Here is a 24929-nt window from a genome sequence, read left to right as displayed (position 1 = left end):
AATCTTTTTAACAGTGAGGTACACCGTTAAAAAGATTCTTTCATACGAATTATGTAGCTAGCGAGAACTAAACTTCGAATTTGGATAACGAGTCTTTTAATGAATTAGACAACTGATCCAGCTTATCAGATAGACGAACCAGGCCATTACTAATGTTCATTTGCTCTGCACTTAAGGATGCAACTTCCTGAGAAGTCGCTGATGACTCTTCAGCTACAGCACTAACATTAGACATTGCATCGGAAAGTACGATCTGAGATGCGTCCAGATTGCTGATAGACTCGGTAACCTCCGACAACTGACCAATAAAGCCGCCCATATGGGTTTGAACTTGTTTAAATATGGTGTCGGCCTCTTTTACGGAAGAAATCTGCTCTTGAAAGATCGGATAAGCCGCTGATAGTACATTGACGGTCTCATCAATTTCTCTTTGAATGGTTTCCGTAATCGTGCCTACAATAGCAATGGATTGGCGAGATTGATCCGCAAGCTTACGTATCTCATCAGCGACAACCATAAACCCTTTGCCGGCAGCTCCCGCACGTGCAGCTTCGATTGTAGCGTTAAGAGATAATATGTTCGTTTGTTTAGACACATTGCTCAATACTTCAAGAATTTTGCGGATCGAGCGTGTGCTTTCTTTCAGATTATCAACCTTTTCCACCATATTGCGTGTCATCGCTTCGGTGGCGTTCGTTTTGTTGATCAGCTCGGACATGTACTGAATCCCTTGCTCACTGGATTTCTGTACATCGGAAGCAGCTGTTCCCATCACGATATTCCCATCAACGACCGCTTTCATCTGTACGCCGATGTTGTAGGTCAACTCATTGCCTCGTTCGGATTCAACAGCCAAGCTGGACGCGCCTCCAGCAATTTCTTCCGTTGCAACTGCAATCTCTCTGGCTGAAGTTGCTGTTTTCTTCGAAGCATCTGATAGTTCAGTTGCAGTGTCGAGTACTTCCTGCGCGGAAATGTTCGTTTGTTGCACCAATACCGTAATTTTCTGCATCATTTCGTTGAAACTGTTCCCCAGCTGTCCAATTTCATCCTGTGAACTTACGGACATACGTACAGTCAGATTCCCCTGTTCGCCTTCTTTCATCAAGTTGCGAAGTGTAATAACGGGACGTCCAACCATTCTCGCAACGAGGAACCCTATACCTCCAGCTATTAGTGCAGCAACCGCAGCCATAATCCAGGTCATGTCAGAAATAGTTCTGGCATCTCTAACCAGCTCGGCGACCGGCATAGCACCCATTAGATACCAGCCCGATTTCGTAGATTTGAAATAAACGAGCTGCAAGTCTTTCTTAATATTCATGATACTGTGGTTCTCACCCTCAAGATTCTCTATTGCAACATCAATCGTGCTCTTCTGCCCTAATGTTGCAGCATCCGGGGAATAAACCACTTTAAAGTCGGGTGCAAGCACTAATGTCTGACCGCCTTCACCCATTTTAATCTCGGCAAGCTCCTTGCTGATTACATCGATATTAACCTCAATCACTAATATGTTTTGCTGACTGTTGTTTGTCGTATTTTTAAGCACGCGCCCAATGGCAAATGACGGGGCATTGCTCGTACTGGCGTCGCCATAACCCTTGCTCTTGGTTTCCAACCAAGTGGCTTTGCCGCTATTTTCAACTATTCTTTTAAACCAATCCTCTTTGGAAGGATTTTCTTTCATCCCTGAAGCTCCTGCCGCGCTGATTATATCACCTGACAATGTAAACAATTGAAGCGACTTGATCGTTTTGTTTGCGTAAGCATAAACATTCAACTTATCGCCTAGCTTTTGGCGCAATTGCAAATAGTCAAAGGTAGCTTTGTCAAAGGTTGTAATATCCGAAAGCATCCTCTTCATTTCTTCGTCCAAAAGAATTTGCATCGTTACATCTTCATATGTTCCATATAGCAAGTCAAGCTTTTGCCCCGCTTGTATAATGGTTTGCTCCGACGCGTCAGCAACCTTTTTCTGTATAACCCCTTTTGAAATATTATAGGAAGTAAACCCTACGGTTAAAACAAAAAATAAAATGCTCACAAGGAAAATTAAAAATAATTTCATCCCAATTGATTTAATCGGATTCTCCAACCGCATACCTTTCATTGACTGTGGCATACCTTGCAGAATTGTTGTCCCCTTGTTACCTGTGCTGCTTGCCGCTGTCTGTGTCGTGAACTGTTTACCGATCTTAGCTGTCCATTGCTTTAGTATAGACAGTATTCCCTTCAAAGGAACCACCACCCTGGTCTGAAATAGTTGTTTTATTTTGTTAAATGTTTCTTCGTTTCCCAAGTATTAATTCGACATCCTTTGGCATATTCCTTTTAATAAATCGCTTTCATTGCAAATAAATAGTTCCACCGCCTTAAAATCGCAATAAAATGCTATGTATTTGAATCCTTTTCGACACGTTGGATGATATTCCTTTTCAACATGTTTGTCTATGGGTCCATCGTCCCATCGGTAAATAATTCCCCTGTATCGCATGAAAATTACAAAAAAAAGAACCCCTTCCAAGAAGAGATTCTCCCGAATTTTATAAGATGCATTTAAGCCTTCTTCATCTTTTTACGCATCATATCAAAAGGCTTTACAGGTTGTTCGACCTTCATTTGAATCAATTGCAGCGGGTGACGTGCCGCATCGAGCTCTTGACCCGACTCATCTTGAATCGATGGAACCAATTGTTTAAAAAACGTACCCTGAGGACCAAAAAATTCAATTTCTTGACCAGGCTTGAAATGATTGCGCTGCTGGATAGTAGCTATTCCGGACACCTCGTCGTAAGCCATAACCACTCCGACAAAATCAAAAGGCGCCGCTTTGTCCTCCGGTTCAAAGATATGATCCTCATGATCAGGATGCTCATAGAAGAAACCTGTATTGAGTGGGCGGTTCGCAGCCTTTTGGATCTCGTACTGCCATTCCGGTTTCATCTCATAGTTCTCCGGGTCAGCAAAATAGGCATCAATCGCCTGGCGGTAAGCATTAACAACAGTTGCTACATAGTGGACACTTTTCATCCGACCCTCAATTTTGAAGCTGTCTACCCCGGAGCGAATAAGCTCAGGAATATGCTCAATCATACACAAATCCTTGGAGCTCATTGAAAATGCATCATCGGTTTCGCTAAACAATGGAAGCTCCTTAATGCCAATCTGTTGATTTTGATCCTCTTCTGTAGTAAAAAGATCATACTTCCAACGACAGGACTGTGAGCATCCGCCACGATTGGAGTCTCTATCTGTAAAATGGTTCGAAAGCACGCAGCGTCCTGAATAGGAGCTGCACATTGCGCCATGAATGAACACTTCGATTTCTACGTCCACATTTTCCTTAATATCGACAATCTCCTGCATGCTCGCTTCACGTGCTAATACAACCCGCTCTGCGCCTTCTTCCTTCCAGAATTGCACCGCTTGCCAGTTCATCGTTGACTGCTGTGTGCTCAAATGGATTTCAAGCTTGGGCGCAACTCTCTTACAAGTTTCTATTATAATTGGATCCGCTACGATGATAGCAGCTACACCCGCGTCTTGAATGCCTTTCAAATACGCTTCCAATCCATCGATATCTTCGTTATGCGCAAAAATGTTAGTAGCCACAAATACTTTGGCCCCATAGCGGTTAGCAAATTCAACCCCTTCGCGCATTTCGTCGAACGTGAAATTATCGGCATTGGATCTAAGCCCATACTGCTGCCCGCCAATATATACAGCATCAGCGCCATAGTGAACGGCAAACTTAAGCTTCTCCAAGCTGCCGGCAGGAGCGAGCAGTTCCGGCTTCTCCAGACGGACGCGTTTGCCTAATAGTTGTTGGTTGATCAAAGTCATGGTTTCCACCCCTTTTGAACTTAGTATACTTGCTCTTTATAAAAGAATCCGTAAGACAGCTCGCGCCGCGGGTCCTGAATTTCCTTGATTGCATCAAGCCATTCCTCTTGAAACACATAATTCTGAGGATCAGCCAAATAAGCGTTAATTGCTTTCCGGTAGCTTTTGACAACCGTCTCGTTGTATTCCACGCTTTTCAACAGCGCTTCAATCTTCAAGCTGTCAATCTGTCCATCGATAAGCTCATTAAGATTTTCCAGCATGCACACATCGTCAGAGCTCATAATATGGGTACCATTCTCATCCTCATACACTGGGTAACGCTCATCCTTACGCTCCTGCTCGATCAAGAACAAGCCGTCACCAGGCCCCTTGCTCGCTTCCTGCCCGCTGCGTCCCTGATGGGCCTCATAATTCGTTACTAAGCTGCGTTTGGAATGATAGATATTGGTAATTCCATGTACTTGTACCTGAACCTCCATGGTTGGCAGCTTACTTTTAATATCCAATGTTTCATCCATATTCAACTCGCGAGCCAGTACTACACGTACAGCGCCTTTCGATCCCCAATAGCTTGCCGTCTCCGAATTTGTGGACGTCATCTCGGCATTCCAATGCAGCTTCATTCCAGGCGCTGCTTGTCGGATTGATATCAACACCGCTGGATCACCGAACACGACGGCATCCGCTCCAAGTTGCTGTACACTCCGCAAATAACTAGGTAAAGCTTGCAGCAATTCATTATCCATTATCTTATTAACGACTACAAATACCTTTGCACCGCGTTCATGCGCCCATGGAATTAAGCTGCTTAACTCTTCCAAAGAGACATTCCCGGGCAGCCTCATACCGAATTGATGCTCTCCGACTGCAACAGCGTCCGCCCCTGCTTCAATGTACCGCTGCGCCTCTGTTATAGAACCGGCCGATATATACAGCTCCGGTTTTTTCATTCTGAAATTCTCCTCTCTCTATCCGCTGTTCTTTTTACTGGCTGTAATATTTTGTTGATGCTGTTCGTAGGTTTCTGCAAATAAATGCGCTTTGCTTCCGTCTTTTTTGGTTACATAAAACATATATTTGGTATCTGACGGGTATATCGCCGCTTTGATAGAAGCCAAGCTAGGACTCGCAATCGGACCCGGCGGCAAGCCGGTATGAAGATACGTATTGTAGGGACTCTCCAGCTGTAAGTCCTTCTCAAACAGGCGGTCTTTCGGCTTATCGAACATATACTGAATGGTTGCATCAATCTGCAGAGGCATCCCTTTCTTAAGCCTGTTATGGATGACTCCGCTCACCAGCAGCCGCTCTTCGTCCACCGCTACTTCTCTTTCAATCAACGAGGCGATTGTCATCATCTGATGAAAGCTATGCCCATGAGCTGCCATTGTCTGCTGCCAATCATCCGGGAGCATTGCCAGCTTTTTATCCAGCTCCAGCATCATATTGTCAATCAATTCCTCGAGCTTGATATCCTTCTTCCACTCGTAGGTCTCAGGAAACAGATAGCCCTCCAGCCTGTTTCGAAGCTTCGAATCATTAGGGATCTGTTGAAATACTTTGGCCGTGAAGCCTGAATATTGCTGGGCAGTCTGCATAAACAAGGCTGGGTCCAGCCCAAATTGCTGGCTTGCTTTATCAGCAATTTGCCTAACTGTATATCCTTCAGGTACCGTAAGTTTAATTCCCTGCTCCTTAACGACCAATCCTTTATTAAGTATATCAATAATAGCATCTAACGTAATACCTGGAGCCATTTCGTATTCTCCGGCCTGGAATTTAGAACCCTGCTCCTTGTATTTCAAATAATAAGAAAACATTTGGGCATCGCGGATTATACCCTGTTGCTCCAATATTTTGGCTATTTGTGCGGACCCGCTTCCTGATGGAATCAGCACGTGTACCGTTTGCTCTGAAGCCGGCATAGGCTGTGTCAGTTCCTTAACATACAACGCCAGACCGATAACACCGACTATCGCAATAATCAAGACCGTTAAGCCGGTCCATGCTACTAACGACAATCTTTTTGCGGAAGCCACCTGTACTCCTTTCGGCTACGTGAGCTCAAACAACGAAAAGAGCGGATCGTCTCCGCTCGCCCGTTTTCAAACAAGTTGTAGTCTACTTTGTATCATTATCCGAGAATGTCATCTCATCGTACAATTCTGAGACGTTCTCCCATTCATCATCATCGTCTATCGTTTCCAGCTCCGGCTCCCCTTCTGCATCGAAGGTCACCTTGTAAATTTCAGGCTCTCCATCCTTGGAGTTCTCCTGTTGGAGTGCTGCATAGATTTGGTCGCCCAGCTGAAATTCAGAAAGAAGTTTATATACAACGGACTGATCACGGTCATCATACAAAATAATATCATCTCCGTATGCGCTGCGCAACCGATTCGTTTCCTTCAAATCTTTTAATTCATACAAAAGTTGGTCCTCCCAAGAGCTTTCCGAAGGAAAGCTTCCTTCATTAGCATAATCTGGAATTGGCTTCAGCTAAATTCACGAGCATGATATCATTTGGAGCTCTCTTCTTCATCCTCTGAGAATTCATCCATCAGTGTGTTGAAGGTTTCCTCAACGATATTCCATTCTTCCTCATCATCAATCGTGTACAGCTGTAAGTCATCTCCGTCCTCTTCGTAACGGAATGCATACACTTCATCGGATTCCTCATCGGCATCGACTGGAACAACCATCATATACTTCTTATCCGATCCGTCGACTTCGAATTTCATGATGACTTCGAATTCTTCTTCATTACCTTCTTCGTCCGGGATAAAAATAATTTCCGGCTCTTCTTGTACTTGTTCCTCTTTGGACATGCCAATCACCTCTTCGTTTTGGAATCCATATAGTTTTGCAAAATGAGTCCAGCTGCCATCTTGTCTATAACAAGCTTGCGTTTCTTGCGACTAACATCAGCTTCTATCAGTGTACGCTGTGCAGATACTGTCGTCAACCGCTCATCCCATAAATGCACGGGCATACTTAGTGTTTCTTGTAGAGATTGGGCAAATTCTATACAAATTTCCCCACGTGGACCAATTGTATTATTCATATTCTTCGGTAATCCGACAACCAATTCTCCTACATTGTACTGATCGATCAATTCACGCAATCTCGCAAGATCCCGTTCAACTGTCGTGCGTCGAATGACTTCAAGACCTTGCGCAGTCCAACCGAGTTCATCACTGACCGCGATGCCAATCGTTTTATCCCCGTAATCCAAACCCATTAATCGTTTCATTGTTCTTTAAACTCCTAAGGGGCGGGAAGACATATTCCGTTCCCCCGCCCCGCATTACTTATGATTTATGCTGCTGCAAATAGGAACGAACCAGTTCTTCTATCAGCTCATCGCGCTCCCGTTTACGGATCATACTTCTTGCATTGTTGTGACGAGGAATATAAGCCGGATCTCCAGATAATAGATAGCCGACAATCTGATTAATCGGATTGTAGCCTTTCTCCTGGAGCGCGTCATATACCGTCAGCATGACATCCTTGGGTGATGTTTCGATCTCTTCTGCTTTTACATTAAACTTCATCGTTTTATCCATCGAACTCATCCCAACACCCCCTTAACACAAAAGTGTAAACCTCTATGATTAAAGCTGATATCTTCTTATATTCGTGATTTGTCGAATAATTCCTGTTGACAAACCAAATTTATTTTACTGCGACCTGTTGAGCCACCCATTGTTCCGCTTGCTTCAAGGCATCCTGCAGCTTGGCAGCATCCTTGCCCCCTGCCTGAGCCATGTCAGGACGACCGCCACCGCTGCCTCCTACGACCGCCGCTGTCTCCTTGATCAGTTTGCCGGCATGATAGCCTTTCGCTACCCAATCCGGGGTAACTGCAGCAACGAGGTTAACCTTATCGTCTGCTACTGCCCCAAGCACGATAACGGCTGAGCCAAGCTTCGTTTTCATTTGATCGACGATGCTGCGAAGCGACTCCATGTCTCCTGCGCTTACTTGAGCCATAAGAACTGGAACCCCATCGATATGTTTCAATTGATCCGATAAAGAGCCTGCCTCAATTTTACCCAGCTTGGCTTTGAGAGATTCATTCTCGCGGGAAATCTCCTTCATTTGGGCGAACAACGAATCGATCCGTTTGGGAACGTCCTGGATATTGGACTTTAATAATGCGGCAGCATCGTTAAGCAGCTCCAGCTGCTGATCCAGATATTGATAAGCATTGCGGCCTGTAACAGCTTCAATCCGGCGTACACCGGATCCAATACCGGATTCGCTCACCAGCTTGAAAAGACCAATTTGACTCGTGTTGCTTACATGACAGCCGCCGCACAGCTCGAGGCTGTAATCGCCAACTTGTACAACCCTTACCACATCGCCATATTTTTCTCCGAATAATGCCATTGCCCCCATAGCTTTCGCCTCGGCAATCGGCTTCAAGGAGATAGTCAGCGGTGTACTTTTCCATATCTGTTGATTAACACGCTGCTCAATATCACGCAGTTCCTCTGCAGTAATACTGCCGAAATGCGAAAAGTCAAATCGCAGCCGTTCCGGAGCTACTAATGACCCGGCTTGGTTAACATGCTCGCCGAGCACTTCTTTCAATGCTTTATGAAGCAAGTGTGTCGCCGTATGATTCTTGATAATATCGTCCCGCACCGCAGCACTGACTGAAGCCTGTACAGTATCGTCTTTACGCAATACGCCAGACTCTACAACAACTGTATGCACATGCTGTCCATGAGGCGCTTTACTTACATCCTCGACCTTAAGACGAAGATCGCCAGCCGTAATATACCCGTGATCACTTACTTGACCGCCGCTTTCCGAATAGAAGGGAGTACGGTCCAGAACAACCTGGCATGTTTCGCCAACGCCAACTAAATCGACGAATTGGTTCTCATGCACAAGAGCGATAACTTTAGCAGTAGTTACCAATTCATTATAACCAACAAATTCGCTTTTAACCGTCAGATCAGCAAGCGGGCCGCCTTGTACCTTCATGCTGCCGGAATCTTGACGGGCCGCTCTAGCACGGTCACGCTGCTCCTGCATGGAACGGTCGAAACCTTCACGGTCAACAGTCATCCCTTTTTCGGAAGCAAAATCCTCCGTCAAATCAAATGGAAATCCGTACGTATCGTAAAGCTTAAAAGCATCAGGCCCGCTAATTTCGTTGCGGTTCTCTTTGCGTGCTTTCTCGGTCATTTCAGCTAAAATAGCCAAACCGTCCGAAAGAGTCTCATGGAAACGCTCCTCCTCGGTACGGATTACCTTCTCTATAAACTCGCGTTTCTCAACCACTTCCGGGTAATAAACGCCCATAATTTCGCCAACGATCGGAGTCAATGAGTATAGGAACGGCTTATCCATACCAATCACTTTACCATAACGAACCGCACGGCGCAGCAAGCGGCGTATTACATACCCGCGGCCTTCATTTGAAGGCAGTACGCCATCGCCTACAGAAAATGCCACTGTACGTACATGATCGGCGATAACCTTCAAGGCAACATCATGCTCGTTGTTTACGTGGTATTTCACGCCTGCTAGCTCGCATGTCTTTTGAATAATCGGCTGGAACAAATCGGTGTCGAAGTTGGAATCAACGTTTTGCAATATCGAAGCAAACCTCTCTAGTCCCGCACCCGTATCAATATTTTTGTTAGGAAGCGGCGTGTAGCTGCCATCTTTATTATGGTTGAATTGGGAGAACACGAGGTTCCATACTTCCAGGAAACGTTCATTTTCTCCACCTGGCCAGCATTCAGGATCATTAAGGTCGCCATACGCATCGCCGCGGTCATAGAAAATTTCTGTACATGGTCCGCAAGGGCCTTCACCAATATCCCAGAAGTTTTCTTCCAGCTTATAAATACGCTCGGCAGGCAGCCCGATTTTCTTATTCCAGTACTCAAACGCTTCTGTATCCTCAGGATACACGGTAACGGACAAACGCTCCGGATCAAATCCGATCCATTGCGGGCTTGTAAGAAACTCCCATGCCCAAGTAATAACTTCTTCTTTAAAATAGTCCCCAATCGAGAAATTGCCCAGCATCTCAAAAAAAGTATGGTGACGACGGGTTTTGCCCACATTCTCAATATCGTTGGTTCTGATGCACTTCTGCGAGTTGGCAATGCGTGGATTATCCGGTACCACCCGTCCATCAAAGTATTGCTTCAACGGCGCCATACCAGCGTTAATCCATAGCAGCGATGGATCATTATGCGGCACCAACGGGGCGCTTGGCTCGATCTTATGCCCCTTCTCTTCAAAAAAAGCTAACCATTTAGCGCGTATTTCACTTGCCTTCATTTCCCTGGCCTCCTTTTAATCTTTACAGTTATATTCCCGCTTCTTGCTTCTTCTCGCTAGCTCACCCATACTTTGAGCTTGCGCCTGCTGCTGTTTGTGTTTGATTGTTAGATCGGATTAGGTTCTAGTCTTCATTGTTGTAAGCTTTGGACTTTTTACAAAGGGTTCCCCGGAGGGCAAGGGAATGCCCCGAAGAGTTTACGTGCCGCCTTTGAAAATGGGATATAACCTTCTAATCTAATAATCGATATCCCATTTTCAACAGCGGCCGCAGGGGCATCCCTTGACCCGCAGGGGTCGTTTCTTTGTAACAAGTCCTTGAACTTAAGGTCTGAACCTAATCTTTTTTATCAAGCCCATTCATCACAGCCTCAGGCGAAGCCTCAAAAAACACTCTCTTAACAACAAAAAAACGCCCCTCCAAACAGGGACGAATTCATCGCGGTACCACCCTGGTTACTGTACAGCCGTGCCTGCTAAGACACTGTGGTATCTGTACAATCTCCTTCAATAAGACAATAACGAGTCCAACCGGCGGATTTGTTCCGCACTCCGAAATGAGCTTTCAGCCATCCTTCATTAATAAGGTTCTCACAGCTAGACCTCGTAATAACAAGATCTAGAACCAATTCTCTGGATAATGGACTATGGCTTACTTGATTTCATCAACGTTTTAATTCATATACTTACAGAAAATTATATACGTTTGACAATAGCATTGTCAACTGAGCCGCTGCCTTAAGACAACCTCTTACAATAGATATCTAATATAAATATATAAGTTCGCTATTACAATAGACAGGAGCATCAACGGAAAAGCGACTTTCAAAAAAGCCATGAATGAAATAGGATGCCCCTCTCTTGCCGAAATACCTGCGACGATCAGATTAGCGCTCGCTCCTATCAATGTTCCGTTGCCTCCCAGGCAAGCCCCCAAGGCAAGGCTCCACCACAGCGGTTCCAAATTGTCCACCCCCATAGCTCCCATTTCCTGAATCATTGGAATCATGGTAGCCACGAAAGGAATATTGTCCAGAAAAGCAGAAGCTATAGCACTCAGCCAAAGAATTAGCACCGATGATTTCGCAACATCTCCCCCGGTAATACTCATTGCATATTTAGCCAGAGTAGCTATCACCCCTGTATCCACCAACCCGGCAACAAGCACAAACAGGCCTACAAAGAAGAAAATCGTGGTCCACTCCACCTTTTGAAAGGCTTCCTCCAAATAGTGCTCCCCCGTCATAAGAAGCAATAGGAACGCACCAGCCAAAGCTACCGTAGCTGATTCAAGATGTAGAAGCTGGTGGATAAAAAATCCGAAGATTGTTATCCCGAGCACGGCCAAACATTTTTTCATTAACAGCGGATTTCTTATTTCCACTTTCTCGTTCAATTCCATAACACTAAGCCGGAGCTCCTCTGTTGTTTGAATTTGCTTGCGGTACAACAGCACGAAAAAAGGCAGTGTCGCTAATAAAATAATGAATGAGATCAGGCTCAGATTGTTGATAAAGGCCATAAAGGTTAGCTCTTTAACCGCACTGCCAATCATTATATTCGGAGGATCGCCAATTAGAGTTGCCGTTCCGCCAATATTGGAAGCCATAATTTGCGAAATTAAGAATGGAATCGGCGTAACTCGAAGCTGCCTCGTAATACTGAATGTAACAGGAGCCATAAGCAGCACCGTTGTCACATTATCCAGAAAGGCTGAACTTATCGCTGTAACTATGCTGAGCACTACAAGAATACGTACCGGATGGCCTCCAACCTTCTTGGCCGACCAAATCGCTATATACTTGAATACACCCGTCTCCGCTGTAATACCTACAATAATCATCATCCCGATAAGCAAACCTAACGTATTGAAATCAATATGATGAAGAGCCGATTCCTGACTGACCCCCCCTAAGGCAACCATCAATAGCCCGCCAATCATAGCGACAATCGTACGGTGAATTTTTTCGGTAATAATTAATCCATAAATAACCAGAAAAATACCAATTGCAAGCCAAGCTTGATGTTCCAAAAAAATCCTCCCCTTTTCCAATAAGAACCCATGAGTTAGCATGGACGATTCGATTCTGGAGTATCCCTAAAAATGCAAAAAGAGCCCTTGGTGACAGGCTCCTCCAAAAATCGTTTTATATTCTGTTTTGTAATAACACCTCCATAATTATAGGTCGTGAATGAAAAAGTTTCAATAACTTCCGGATTTTTTTTACTACTTACCTAATCAGGTTGTTCTGCGATGAATGTAATACATAAATACATGTTGAAGAATTACCTTCATCACTGCAAAAAAGGGCACTGCCAGGATCAGCCCAACCACCCCTGCAAACTCCCCTCCTACAAGCAAAGCAAAAATAATGAGCAGAGGATGCATCTTTAACGATTTGCCAACAACCTGCGGCGAAATTACGTTCCCCTCAAGAATTTGACATACGGTATTAACTACGGCAACCATCAGCACCATTTTCAAGGAAATAGTAGATGCTAAAATTAACGCCGGAGCCGCCCCGAAAAAGGGACCGAGATATGGAATAATGTTGAACACTGCAACCAGACAAGCCAGCAGCAGAGCATACGGCATCCCAATCATCCAATAGCCCGCATAAGATAGCAATCCAATAATCATACATACTAACATCTGACCCCGAATATAGTTGCCGAGTGCTGTATCGATATCAACCAGAAGCTTGATGACTTGTTTGCGTTTCGCTTTGGGAACGATCGCCAGAACCGTTTTTTCAATCAACTGAAAATCCTTTAATATGTAAAAAGCGAGAAAAGGTATGATAAACGCAATGAAGAGCATGTTGATCGTGCTCCCGATGCCATCAATATAGTTGGAAATGGTTCCTGATATCCCGCTCTCCAGTTTTGCCAATGATTGATTAATTCCGACACGTACGCTGTCCGGCACAAACTTCAAACTGTTTAAATTATCCACAAAACCTTGAGCTTTTATAGCCAATTGAGGAATATGCTCATTAAATTCACCAAGCTGCCGAATGAAGATGGGAATGATATTCATAAGTACTACTGTCACCGACATTATAAAGACGGCATAAATAAGAAGCACAGCTACGGTTCTCGGCACCTTGCGCCCGTTCAATAGCGAAACCACTGGATTCAGTAAATAAGAAATAATCATTGCTATAATAAAAGGTGTCAAAATTTCTGCCAGAAATTTATAAATACATATCAGCATGGGACGTATTTGCAGCAGCATAAACAATATCAAAAGGCTTAATAAAATATAAACCATAATAATAAATAGCTGATTTTTAGAAAATCGGTCCAATCTGTGTCACCCACCTAACTTTCACCAACTATGACTGTGCTGCTTAATGTTTGCTAACCCATATCTCTACTAACAGTATATGTACAACCTTGAAGTCTTAATCGTTCACCCGACATTCACGACAAAGAAAGCATAACCTTAGCTCCGCAGAATAAAATGATATAGAGCAGGCAGCTTGGTTAGTAAGTACAGCTCCGCCGAAAACTTATAAAGGCTAATATTTTAAACAAAAAAATCGTACCTGCTCCATCCGTTTACCTTAAGTAAGGCTTCAGGAGCTGATACGATTAGTGTTTATATTATTTGTTAATCCATTAGTTGGCATGTACTTGAGGCATTTCTTCCTCAAAAAACAAATCGTCTAAAGAACTCAATGTGCCATCTTCTTCTACTTGATAGACGGACATCTTTTCTCCATTTACTGTTAATTCAATAAAGCAGCCCCAGCAATAAAACTGGTGCGAACCAATTTTCCCAATATCTTTGGAATTACAATTTGGACAACGTAACATAAATATCACCCTATTCTTCTTTTGATATGAAGATTTCTTCTAATAACTCATTACAATGAACGGGTACAATTATCGCGTCCTCACCCAAAGTTACGGATTCCGGCAAGGGCAACCACTTACGCCCTTCCTTCAAATCAGAAATGAAACCCTCGGTCAATTCATATCCTACTACAGTATTACCCAGTTCTTGGTCTAAATAAACATCATCTACGACGCCCAATTGCTGGCCGTTTATCGTTAAGACCGGCATTCCCTTCACTTTTCGATCACCATTAATCAAAGAAGTATAGGCCATGCTCTCATCCAAACGGCTGATTGCCTCTTCGTTATTAATGGTAATAGCGTCCTCACCCAAAGAAATGACATCTTTCCACAGGATACAGCTTGTAGCGGAGAACCAATGTTTGGTTTCCAGCAGCACTGCTTCAATCTGCCACTCATCACCCATTAGAAGGTCCTTAGCAGTACCCACCTGTTTACCCGATTGCACACAAATTATCGGCAATCCGATTACATTACGCGCTTTTTTCAATGAAGACTTCCTCCAAAAACAGCAGCTAATAATTAGTGATTAGCTTACTAATTATTACGGATACGGTTCACGATGGTTGCAATTTTGTGAGCAGCAATTTCGATCTCTTTGGAAGTAGTTCCTGATCCAAAGCTAAAGCGCACGGCCGACTTCATGATCGCTTCAGAAAGCTGCATAGCCTTCAGTACATGCGATACTTCCAAGGAGCCGGAGGTACAGGCTGAGCCGCTGGCAGCAGCAATTCCTTCAAGATCCAGATTCATAAGCATGGATTCTGTAGAAACTGCTGGAAAGCTGATATTTAAAATGTGCGGAAGCCGTTCGACAGGATGACCATTAATTACAAACTGTTCATTACCCAACAGCTGATCAAGCCTTGTTACCATTTCTAAACGTAGCTTTTCCATCTTTTGTTGCATTTCATACATGTTGCTATCTATAATTTTTACGGCTTTTGAAAATCCAGCAATGGCTGCAGTATTTTCAGTTCCGGCCCGGCGTTTTCTCTCTTGATTGCCGCCATACATGAACGGCTCCAGCTTAGCATGCTTTGCTATATAAAGTGCCCCGATTCCTTTAGGACCGTGAAGCTTATGAGCGCTAAAGCTCATTAAATCAACCGGCAGCCGGTTCAAGTCAATCGGAATATGTCCTAAAGCTTGCACAGCGTCTACATGAAAAATGATTCCTTTAGATCTAGCGAGCTCTCCTATTTGCTGTAGAGGCTGCATAGTACCCACTTCATTATTTACGTACATAATACTGATTAATATCGTATCTGGACGTATAGCTTGCTGCAAATCTTCCAGCCGGATCCGGCCTGTCGTGTCTACTGGCAAATAGGTAACTTCATACCCTAGCCTCTCCAGCTGTTCACAAGTATGAAGAACAGCATGATGTTCGGTTTGTACAGTAATGATATGCTTACCCTTACCCGCTTGAGCTGCTGCTGCACCAAAGAGAGCCATGTTGTTGCTCTCCGTCCCACCGCTCGTAAAAACGAGCTGCGAGGAGGTGCAGCCTATAAAAGAAGCTATTGTATCTCTTGCTTGATGTACAGCAGCACGCGCTTCTCTTCCTGCACTGTGTGTGCTCGATGCATTCCCATAGAAACTTGTGAAATAAGGAAGCATCGCATCTACGACCTCTGGAAGGACCGGTGTTGTAGCTGCATAATCCAAATAAATAATTGTCATAAAGACTCCGTCTGCTTGAAGTTTCCCTTAAATATAGAACATGTAGTTATCGTTTACGCCTTGATCCTTGAAGCTGATGAGATCCTCCAATGTCGTAGAGTCCAGAACCCCGGCAATGCTGTCACGAATACGTACCCATAAATCACGTTTTGCCGGATCGTCTTCCTCTGTGAAATCAACCGGGCTGATTGGCCCCTCTAATACACGAATCACATCGCCAGCAGAAATCTGATCCGATGTTTTCGATAGAATATACCCACCGTAAGCGCCTCGAATACTTTTGACCAAACCTGCATTTCGCAAGGGAGCAACCAATTGCTCTAAATAATGCTCAGAAAGCTGATGCTTCTCGGCAATGCTTTTCAAAGAGGTGGGGCCTTCTCCAAATCTGGTTGCAAGTTCCATCATGATGGTTAGTCCATAACGGCCTTTAGTAGAAATCTTCAAATAGTACACCTCATTTACATTTCATACATATATGTATCTTTTATATGGTATCACATATCCCTGTATATTGGGAGAAAAACCTTGACATATTGATGAAATATTTTATTTATATAGAAAACCTATGTTAATATAAGTAGGGTAACGTAATGCTCTAGAAAGAGGTATAGCAAAATGAATAAACAAACACGCGTTGTACTCGGTATGTCCGGTGGAGTTGACTCCTCCGTTTCAGCATTGCTGCTGAAGCAGCAAGGATACGAGGTTATCGGCGTTTTTATGAAAAACTGGGATGATACCGATGAATTCGGCAATTGCACCGCTGAAGAGGATGCAGAGGATGTTCGCAGAGTATGTGATCAAATCGGTATTCCCTATTATACGGTAAATTTTGAAAAACAATACATGGATAAGGTGTTTCAATACTTTTTGGATGAATACCGCAAGGGACGAACACCGAATCCGGATGTGATGTGCAACCGTGAAATCAAATTCGGAGAATTTCTGAATAAAGCCCTAGAGTTGGGCGCTGACTATATCGCAACCGGCCACTATGCTCAAGTTGACCAATTGGACGGGAAATTCCGGTTGCGTCGCGGCGTTGATAATAACAAGGATCAAACCTATTTCCTCAATGCTCTTAATCAATACCAGCTGTCCAAAGCCATGTTTCCTATCGGCCACTTACCCAAGCCGGAGGTTCGGGCAATCGCTGAAGCTGCTGGACTTGCTACCGCCAAGAAGAAAGACAGCACAGGTGTATGCTTTATAGGCGAACGAAATTTCAAGGAATTTTTGAGCGGCTATTTGCCGGCCAAATCCGGTGAAATGAGAACGGCCGCCGGTGAAGTGAAAGGTCATCACGATGGACTCATGTACTACACGCTTGGACAACGCCAAGGGCTTGGCATCGGCGGCTCTGGAAACGGGGAGCCTTGGTTCGTCTCAGGCAAGGACTTGGAAAACAACATTCTGTATGTTGTTCAGGGAGAGAAAGATCCCAGCCTTTATTCCAGAGGTCTCCGTGCCACCGACCTGAATTGGATCAGCGGATCTTTGCCGCATGGCGCATACTCCTGTACAGCCAAATTCCGTTACCGCCAACCCGATCAAGGAGTTACGATCGTATGCAATCAAGAAGACGGCAGCTGTGAGGTTACTTTCACAAATCCTCAGAAAGCTATTACGCCGGGACAAGCCGTTGTATTCTATGATGGGGATGTTTGCTTGGGCGGAGGAACCATCGATACAATAATTAACTGAGCGTACTTATAAAATAAAAAACCATTCCCGCCACACATCTTGAATGTGATCGGGGATGGTTTTTTATTATCTATCTATACGCTTATGGGTTCAGGTTCAGATTCGGCTTGTTCCTCCTGCCCTCGCTTCTTAACAAGGACACGAGAAATACGCAGTTGGTCCGTTTCGTCTATAATAAATTCATACGAATCATTATAGCCAATCCGTTGATCTCTCTTAGGTGGTATTTCCACTTGAGAATAAATCCAACCTCCGATTGTATCGTAATCATCCGATTCAATTTCGATACCGAAGTAGCTGTTCACTTCCTCGATCAACATGCGTCCATCTATCGAATGTGTATGGTCATCCTTTTTTTCAATTTGCGGCCGTTCTTCGTCAAATTCATCCTGAACTTCGCCGACAATTTCCTCAATAATATCCTCGAAGGTAACCAATCCGGAAGTACCTCCGTATTCATCGATCAGCAAGGCCATTTGAGTTTTCTTTTTTTGCATCAGCTTAAGCAGTGCGCTGATTTGCATTGATTCAGGCACTTTGGTTATAGGTCTAATAATACTTTTAATATTTTCTATTCCACGGTCGGATTTCAACAAATCCTTGATGTGGACGAACCCGATAATATTATCCTTATCCGGATCACACACTGGGTAACGCGTATGCATTTCTGTAACGGCGATGAGACGGTTTTCCTCGTAGGATAAATTTGAATATAAACAAACCATTTCCATTCTGGGAATCATAATCTCCCGCGCATTCGTTTCAGCAAAATCAAAAATATTGTCCATCAATGTTAATTCCGTATTATCAATAAGTCCGCTTTTATTACTTTCCTTCATCAACACACGGATTTCTTCTTCCGTATGCGCCGTATCGTGCTCATCCGTAGGTTCAATTCCTGCTCTGCGCAGCATCCAATTGGAAATGCCGTTAAGAAACCAAATGAAAGGATACATCAGTTTATAAAGGAATATTAAAGGTCCCGCAGATAATAAAGTTACTTTCTCAGACATACGAATCGCGTATGTTTTGGGAAACTGCTCGCCTAACGTTATATGAAAGGCCGTAATAATTGTAAAAGCGATCACGAAGGATATCGTATGAACAATCGCTTCAGGGAATTGTAGCGGAAGCAGCACCGGCTTGAGCAGATCAGCAATTGCAGGTTCGCCAATCCAGCCTAACGCAAGGGACGCTAATGTGATCCCAAGTTGGCAGGCTGATAAGTAAGCATTCATGTTGCCCATTACTATTTTGGCAAATTTGGCATTTCGGTTTCCTTCCTGCGCCAGCGTGTCGATCCTGCTGTTGCGGACTTTGACCATAGCAAACTCGGCTGCTACGAAAAAACCGTTAACAAATACCAAAAGCAATACTAAACCTAAATTCAAGAGTATCGGTAAAGGGTCACTACTCAATGAATTTCCTATTCCCCTCCTTCGAAGTGAATAGGTACACCTCCCTTAAGTTCACAATTTTTTTGCGACTTTTAAAATAAGCTTATAAAGTCGATTAAACAAAATACAGTACAGTATATATAAATTATATATTATTAAGCTATACAGTCAAACCGCAAGGTATGCTCAAAACTAACGAAATTGGGCCGTAATAGCTTGAACTAATTAAACTTAAGGGCGAAAATGGCCTAAAATAGGCGAAAAATGAGCCTGCTTGACCAATTATGGCTGTTTCTGCTGCTGTTGCTTTTTCCTTCGCTCTTGATTGTGCCCTATTTTCTCCTCCATCCCCTGCTGGGACGCTTCATAAAAATAACGCCCTTTTATGCGTTCCGGAACATAATTTTGCTCCACATAATGCCCCGGATAGTCATGCGGATACTTATATCCTACATGACCCAGCTTCTCTGCTCCCTTGTAATGAGTGTCGCGCAAGTGCATTGGAACCTCTGCTGCGCCAAGTGCTTCGAAAGCATTCATCACCTTGGCAATCGCTATAGGAATTGCGTTGGATTTGGGGCTTTCGACGGCAAACAGAATGGCTTGGGCGATGACATACTTGGACTCGGGCCAACCAATCTTGTGATAGGCATCCATTGCCGTCACTGCTTGCACCATTGCCTGAGGATTCGCAAGGCCGATATCTTCGCTGCACGCGACGATCAGACGGCGCAGGAAGGTCATTGGATCCATGCCGAGCTTCTCGACGGCATAGAGGAACCAGAACAGCGCGGCATCGCTGGAGCCGCGTACGCTCTTGTGAAAGGCCGACAAGACGTCGTACTGCGTCGACTCGTCGGCTTTCACAGTCGGTCGCCGGATGGATTCCTCGGCGACCTCCAGCGTTACGTTGATGACGCCGCTAGCACCAGGCGGCGTCGTCAACGCGGCGAGCTCGAGCGCATTGAGCGCACGGCGGATATCTCCGCCGGCCATGCGCGCCATATGCGCGAGCGCCTCGTCCGCGGCCTGGAGCGGCAGCGACCCGAGGCCGCGCTCGCGGTCGGTGAGCGCGCGGCGCAGAGCCGCAAGCGAATGCTCATGCGTCAGCGCGTGCAGCTCGAAGAGCGTGGAGCGCGACAGCAGAGCCCCGTTCACATGGTGAAAGGGGTTCTCTGTCGTTGCTCCGATGAAGATAATGATCCCCTGCTCTACGGCAGGAAGCAAGGCATCCTGCCGGGACGTATTAAAGCGATGGACCTCATCCAGGAATAAAATCGTTTTGCGTCCATAGAGGTCCTTATTATTTTTAGCCTGCTCAATCACATCGCGAACTTCTTTTACAGTAGCATCAACAGCATTAAGCTTAACAAAAGAACCCTTAGTTGCATGGGAAATGATGTTAGCGAGTGTAGTTTTACCTGTTCCGGGTGGTCCATATAATAGTATCGAGGTAACCTGATCAGCTTCAATCGCCCGCCTCAGCAGCTTCCCGCGTCCAACAATATGCTCTTGCCCAATATATTCATCCAGCGTCACCGGCCTCATCCGGTCCGCCAGCAGCTTGCCCATAGGACTCTCTTCAGCCGCTAATGAAAACAAATCCATTCTATACTCACAACCTTGTTTGAAATGATAAGGCTATTAATTGTCTACTCTATTATAAATGACATTAATAAATAAACAAAGTCTACTGGGATTGTTTAGCAATCTCCCACCATCCTGCTCCCGTTTTCAAAGAGATACCTGTTCATGTGTCACACATTTAACAGAAAAAAAACATGCCCCACAGAACAAGCAGCTCTGTGAAGCATGTTTTTGATATTCGCTTCTCTATTCAACAAAATTCGTTAAAGATCCGCTTTGTCCAGCAAATCCTTCACTACCACGCTAACAGCAATTAGACCGGCAACTGGCGGTACAAATGCATTGCTTGCCGGCGGCTGCTTAGCCTTACGGATTTCAGGGGCATTTTGCGGCACGATCCGTTGAGTAACGTCCTCACGTGGCTTGATTGGCTGCTCGGTCGAGAAAACTACCTTTACGCCCTTCTTAATACCCTCTCTGCGCAGCTTATGTCGAATGACACGAGCTAATGGGTCCATTGTGGTTTTGGAAATATCCGCCACCTGAAATTTCGTAGGATCCATCTTGTTAGCAGCACCCATGCTGGAAATGATCGGAATTTTCCGTTCCAGACACTGCTTGATCAAATGGATTTTGTAGCTTATCGTGTCTGAAGCGTCAATTACATAATCAAGCGGATAAGCAAACAGCTGCTCATAGGTCTCCTCTGTGTAGAACATGCGCAGAGATGTAACATCACACTCCGGATTAATCTGCAAAATCCGATCGCGCATTAAATCCGCTTTGGGCTGTCCGATCGTTGACACAAGGGCATGAACCTGACGATTGATATTCGTAATGTCTACGACATCCTTGTCGATCAGGATCAAACGTCCGACACCTGTGCGGGCCAATGCTTCGGCAGCAATAGCGCCGACTCCGCCAATGCCAAGAACGGCTACACAGCTGTTGCGCATTACCTCCAAGCCTTCGGGCCCGATAGCGAGCTCTGTTCTCGAAAATTGGTGCAGCATAGGGCTGCCCTCCTTATTTTAAACTCTTAGCATTTTAACTTATTTCCCATGGAACTTCGCTTCTGGCTAAAATAACCTAAGCTTTGGATGCAGGCTGCTTCAACGCTACGCGAATGGACAATTGCTCCAGCTGCTTATCGTCAACCGTTCCCGGCGCATCTGTCAGAAGATCTGTTGCACTTGCTGTTTTTGGGAAAGCGATAGTTTCACGCAGGTTGGTACGCTTGGTAATTAACATGACTAAACGGTCAAAACCAAAAGCAATACCACCATGCGGAGGCGTTCCGTATTCAAAAGCTTCCAGCAAGAAGCCGAATTTCTCCTGAGCTTCTTCCTTGGAGAAGCCAAGCGCCCCAAACATCTGCTCTTGTACTTCACGCTTGTAAATTCTCATTGAGCCGCCGCCTACTTCATAGCCGTTTAATACAAGGTCATAGGCTTGCGCGCGAATTTGTCCCGGATCTGTGTCGAAGAAATGCAGATCTTCTTCTTTAGGACGAGTGAACGGATGATGCTCAGCCACATAACGTTTGGCTTCTTCATCGTAGCCAAGCAGCGGGAAGTCAACAACCCATGCGAACTTGAATTCGTTCTCGTCAATAAGACCAAGCTCACGTCCGATTTTCAAACGAAGGTTTCCGAGCACATCCGCTACCACTTTTTTGGTATCAGCAGAGAACAGCAGCAAATCTCCTTCTTCGGCGCCAAGTCGTTCTTTCAAAGCTTCCAGCTCCTGCTCTGAGAAGAATTTCACGATAGGTCCCTTCATCTCGCCTTCCTTCAGAACAACCCATGCCAAGCCTTTTGCCCCGTAACGCGAAGCATACACGCCCAGATCATCGATCTCCTTGCGGCTCCAGGCCCCGCAGCCTTTCGCGTTCAGCGCTTTAACCTGACCGCCTTTTTCCACGACACTGGCAAATACTTTAACGCCTGAACTCACAACAATATCTGACACATCTTGAAGCTCAAGACCAAACCGCAGATCCGGCTTGTCAGAACCGTATTTGCCCATTGCATCCGCATAGCTGATACGTTGGAAAGGACGAGGGATATCCGTTCCAGTCGTTTCCTTGAACAGTTTTACCGTCAGCTCTTCCATTAAGTTCAGAAGTTGATCCTGCGACATAAAGGAAGTCTCAATGTCGACCTGCGTAAATTCAGGTTGACGGTCAGCACGCAAATCCTCATCGCGGAAGCAGCGAGCAATCTGATAGTAACGCTCAAGACCGCTCACCATCAAAAGCTGCTTGAAAATTTGCGGTGATTGTGGAAGGGCAAAAAACTCACCAGGATGCACACGGCTTGGAACTAAATAATCACGGGCACCTTCCGGTGTGCTTTTGGTTAAAATTGGCGTTTCAACTTCAAGGAAGCTGTTTTCATCAAGGAAATCACGGAACACTTTTGCCGCTTTTGAACGAAGCGCCAAAGTACGCTGCATTTCAGGACGACGCAGATCCAAATAACGATACTTTAAGCGCAATGACTCGTCGATCTCAATGCCATCCTCAATAAAGAATGGAGGATTTTTAGCAGCGTTCAATATTTCAATCTCCGTGACTTGAATTTCAATCTCACCTGTTGCCAGATTCGAATTGACGGTTGCCGCGTCACGCTCTACCACTTTGCCGCTGACAGCAAGCACGTATTCGTTACGGGCACGGTCCGCTGTTGTTAACGCCTCGCCTGAGAAATCCGGGTTAAATACGATTTGTACCAGTCCGCTCCGGTCGCGCAGATCAATAAACAATACGCCTCCCAAGTCGCGTCTTCTTTGTACCCAACCGTTTAATATAACGGTTTCTCCCACGTTCGCTTTCGTAAGCGCTCCGCAATGGTGTGTTTTTAACATCATGATTCCATCAGCCTCCAGATTATAGTTAACCCTAATAAAATTATAAAGTTTTCTCCTGCAATACTTGTGTCACTTGATTAAGCTGCACCGTCTGCTGTTCCCCGGTGGCCATTGCTTTAATTGTAATTTCACCCCGGGCCAGCTCATCCTCGCCAAGTATGGCAACAAATGATGCTTTAAAACGGTCAGCGGATTTCATCTGAGCTTTAATTTTGCGGCCGAGATAATCCTTCTCCGCCCTCAAGCCTGCCAGCCGCAGCTGCTGCAGAAGCTTGGTGACTTCCTTCTCCGCTGCTTCACCCAACCCAATCAAGTACACGTCAAGCGGCTTCACCTGGGGAAGCTTGGCACCCTGTGCCTGCAATATAAGCAGCGTCCGCTCCAGGCCAAGACCCAGTCCGACACCTGGCTGATCATTGCCTCCGATTTGACCGACAAGACCGTTGTAACGTCCTCCGCCGCCTATCGTATCAATGGCGCCAATACCTGCTGCTTTGTATTCAAAAGCAGTGTGAGTGTAGTAATCAAGCCCCCGAACCAATCTTGGATTGATACGGAATGGAATATCCATTGCGGACAAATGATTTTGTACGCTTTGAAAATGAACGGTGCACTCTTCATCCAGATATTCCAAAATGGTTGGAGCGCCTTCACCGTACTTTTGATCTATTTTACAATCCAGAATACGCATTGGATTACGCTCATAACGGGACTGGCAATCCTTGCACAGCTTATCCTTGACCGGAGCAAAAAACTCCTGAAGCTTCTCCTTGTACACGCCCCGACAGGAAGGATTCCCGACCGAGTTGATCTCAACCGTCACATCCTTGATGCCAACCTCGTCATAGAAGGTATAGCCCAAAGCGATAACTTCCGCATCGATGCTCGGATCGACAGATCCGAACGCCTCGACGCCGAATTGATGCAGCTGGCGGTATCGTCCTGCCTGAGGCTGCTCATAGCGGAACATCGGACCGATGTAATACAGCTTGCTGACATCCGGCTCCCCATACAGCTTGTTTTCCACATAAGCGCGAACTACGCCTGCAGTTCCCTCCGGTCGCAAGGAAATGCTGCGATCTCCTTTGTCCAAGAAGGTGTACATCTCCTTCTCGACGATATCAGTCGTTTCTCCAACACCGCGTTGAAACAGCTCTGTATGCTCGAAGATCGGGGTGCGAATTTCCCGGTAATTAAACCTTTCACACAGCTCCCGTGCTTTTGCTTCGATATACTGCCATTTCTCAATTTCACCAGGCAGTAAATCCTGCGTACCTTTTGGCTTTTGAATGCTCATGTCAAGTACTCCTTTCTCTCTGTCTGAAAATGCCATACAATGAAAAAAATCCCTCGCCCCTGACGATTAAGTCAGGGACGAGAGATTGTTCATTCTTATTCTCCCGCGGTACCACCCACGATTCGTGCCTTAAGCCACATATCGACGTAACAGAATGTCGAATAGCATTAAGATACACACTCAAAGCGGTTAACGCCCGCGTTACGCAAAACAGCTACTACACAGCAATCATTCCTGTGGTTCCCCGCTTGTCCTCCGGGAGGTCTGTTCGTCCGGTTCGCATAAAGAAGCTTTCAGCTAAGGCTTCTCTCTCTGGATATGCAAGATTCGAAGTACTTGTTCCCTTCAACAGATCATTGTTCATT

General features: G+C 45.2%; 21 protein-coding genes. 1 reads left to right on the top strand and 20 read right to left on the bottom strand.

What is annotated here, in order from left to right:
* Positions 1 to 67: 67 nt before the first annotated feature.
* From NV381_RS23270 to cymR, 15 genes are all read right to left on the bottom strand, one after another.
* Positions 68 to 2113: a methyl-accepting chemotaxis protein gene (locus NV381_RS23270; RefSeq protein WP_419182293.1), complete on the bottom strand. Its 2046-nt coding sequence runs from the start codon at positions 2111 to 2113 to the stop codon at positions 68 to 70.
* Positions 2114 to 2559: 446 nt separating this feature from the next.
* Positions 2560 to 3846, bottom strand: a complete 1287-nt coding sequence (locus tag NV381_RS23265; RefSeq protein ID WP_258215679.1) for a peptidase U32 family protein — start codon at positions 3844 to 3846, stop codon at positions 2560 to 2562.
* Positions 3847 to 3866: 20 nt separating this feature from the next.
* Positions 3867 to 4799 (bottom strand): peptidase U32 family protein, encoded by a 933-nt coding sequence (locus NV381_RS23260; RefSeq protein ID WP_258215678.1) that lies wholly within the window; start codon positions 4797 to 4799, stop codon positions 3867 to 3869.
* A gap of 18 nt (positions 4800 to 4817) precedes the next feature.
* Entirely contained in the window at positions 4818 to 5888 is a 1071-nt protein-coding gene (gene mltG / locus NV381_RS23255; RefSeq protein ID WP_258215677.1) for an endolytic transglycosylase MltG, read from the bottom strand.
* Between the two features lie 82 nt (positions 5889 to 5970).
* Complete coding sequence (locus NV381_RS23250; protein ID WP_171654302.1) at positions 5971 to 6276, bottom strand: DUF1292 domain-containing protein; 306 nt, start codon at positions 6274 to 6276, stop codon at positions 5971 to 5973.
* An 89-nt stretch (positions 6277 to 6365) separates the two neighbouring features.
* The gene (locus NV381_RS23245; protein ID WP_258215676.1) at positions 6366 to 6674 is read right to left on the bottom strand and encodes a DUF1292 domain-containing protein; all 309 of its coding nucleotides are present in this window, start codon (positions 6672 to 6674) and stop codon (positions 6366 to 6368) included.
* 5 nt (positions 6675 to 6679) lie between these two features.
* Positions 6680 to 7099, bottom strand: coding sequence for a Holliday junction resolvase RuvX (gene ruvX, locus NV381_RS23240; RefSeq protein WP_258215675.1), 420 nt, complete (start codon positions 7097 to 7099; stop codon positions 6680 to 6682).
* 58 nt (positions 7100 to 7157) lie between these two features.
* Positions 7158 to 7421 carry an IreB family regulatory phosphoprotein gene (locus NV381_RS23235; RefSeq protein ID WP_171654299.1) on the bottom strand — a complete coding sequence of 88 codons (264 nt, stop codon included), beginning with the start codon at positions 7419 to 7421 and terminating at the stop codon, positions 7158 to 7160.
* A gap of 100 nt (positions 7422 to 7521) precedes the next feature.
* Positions 7522 to 10155, bottom strand: coding sequence for an alanine--tRNA ligase (gene alaS, locus NV381_RS23230; protein ID WP_258215674.1), 2634 nt, complete (start codon positions 10153 to 10155; stop codon positions 7522 to 7524).
* 751 nt (positions 10156 to 10906) lie between these two features.
* Positions 10907 to 12187 carry an ArsB/NhaD family transporter gene (locus NV381_RS23225; protein ID WP_258215673.1) on the bottom strand — a complete coding sequence of 427 codons (1281 nt, stop codon included), beginning with the start codon at positions 12185 to 12187 and terminating at the stop codon, positions 10907 to 10909.
* Positions 12188 to 12394: 207 nt separating this feature from the next.
* Positions 12395 to 13465: an AI-2E family transporter gene (locus NV381_RS23220; protein WP_258215672.1), complete on the bottom strand. Its 1071-nt coding sequence runs from the start codon at positions 13463 to 13465 to the stop codon at positions 12395 to 12397.
* A gap of 314 nt (positions 13466 to 13779) precedes the next feature.
* Complete coding sequence (locus tag NV381_RS23215) at positions 13780 to 13977, bottom strand: hypothetical protein (protein WP_028549805.1); 198 nt, start codon at positions 13975 to 13977, stop codon at positions 13780 to 13782.
* A 10-nt stretch (positions 13978 to 13987) separates the two neighbouring features.
* Positions 13988 to 14509 (bottom strand): PRC-barrel domain-containing protein, encoded by a 522-nt coding sequence (locus NV381_RS23210; RefSeq protein ID WP_258215671.1) that lies wholly within the window; start codon positions 14507 to 14509, stop codon positions 13988 to 13990.
* A 47-nt stretch (positions 14510 to 14556) separates the two neighbouring features.
* Positions 14557 to 15705, bottom strand: coding sequence for a cysteine desulfurase family protein (locus NV381_RS23205; protein ID WP_258215670.1), 1149 nt, complete (start codon positions 15703 to 15705; stop codon positions 14557 to 14559).
* A 27-nt stretch (positions 15706 to 15732) separates the two neighbouring features.
* Positions 15733 to 16152 (bottom strand): cysteine metabolism transcriptional regulator CymR, encoded by a 420-nt coding sequence (gene cymR, locus NV381_RS23200; protein WP_258215669.1) that lies wholly within the window; start codon positions 16150 to 16152, stop codon positions 15733 to 15735.
* Positions 16153 to 16323: 171 nt separating this feature from the next.
* On the opposite strand from cymR, the gene mnmA reads away from it, so the two are divergent.
* Entirely contained in the window at positions 16324 to 17412 is a 1089-nt protein-coding gene (gene mnmA, locus NV381_RS23195) for a tRNA 2-thiouridine(34) synthase MnmA (protein WP_258215668.1), read from the top strand.
* Between the two features lie 74 nt (positions 17413 to 17486).
* On the opposite strand, the gene NV381_RS23190 is transcribed toward mnmA, so the two are convergent.
* The 5 genes from NV381_RS23190 to hisS form a co-directional block, all read right to left on the bottom strand.
* Positions 17487 to 18830 carry a hemolysin family protein gene (locus NV381_RS23190; RefSeq protein ID WP_258215667.1) on the bottom strand — a complete coding sequence of 448 codons (1344 nt, stop codon included), beginning with the start codon at positions 18828 to 18830 and terminating at the stop codon, positions 17487 to 17489.
* A gap of 261 nt (positions 18831 to 19091) precedes the next feature.
* Positions 19092 to 20417 carry a replication-associated recombination protein A gene (locus NV381_RS23185; RefSeq protein WP_258215666.1) on the bottom strand — a complete coding sequence of 442 codons (1326 nt, stop codon included), beginning with the start codon at positions 20415 to 20417 and terminating at the stop codon, positions 19092 to 19094.
* Between the two features lie 242 nt (positions 20418 to 20659).
* Positions 20660 to 21409: a tRNA threonylcarbamoyladenosine dehydratase gene (locus NV381_RS23180; protein WP_258215665.1), complete on the bottom strand. Its 750-nt coding sequence runs from the start codon at positions 21407 to 21409 to the stop codon at positions 20660 to 20662.
* Between the two features lie 76 nt (positions 21410 to 21485).
* Complete coding sequence (gene aspS / locus NV381_RS23175) at positions 21486 to 23264, bottom strand: aspartate--tRNA ligase (protein WP_258215805.1); 1779 nt, start codon at positions 23262 to 23264, stop codon at positions 21486 to 21488.
* 43 nt (positions 23265 to 23307) lie between these two features.
* Positions 23308 to 24564: a histidine--tRNA ligase gene (gene hisS / locus NV381_RS23170; protein ID WP_258215664.1), complete on the bottom strand. Its 1257-nt coding sequence runs from the start codon at positions 24562 to 24564 to the stop codon at positions 23308 to 23310.
* Between the last annotated feature and the right edge of the window lie 365 nt (positions 24565 to 24929).

Origin of the sequence: Paenibacillus radicis (ex Xue et al. 2023), assembly GCF_024722015.1 — a bacterium.
GTDB lineage: Bacteria > Bacillota > Bacilli > Paenibacillales > NBRC-103111 > Paenibacillus_S.
The sequence above is the reverse complement of the archived record's forward strand: the minus strand, read 5'-3'. Positions and strand labels throughout refer to the sequence as shown.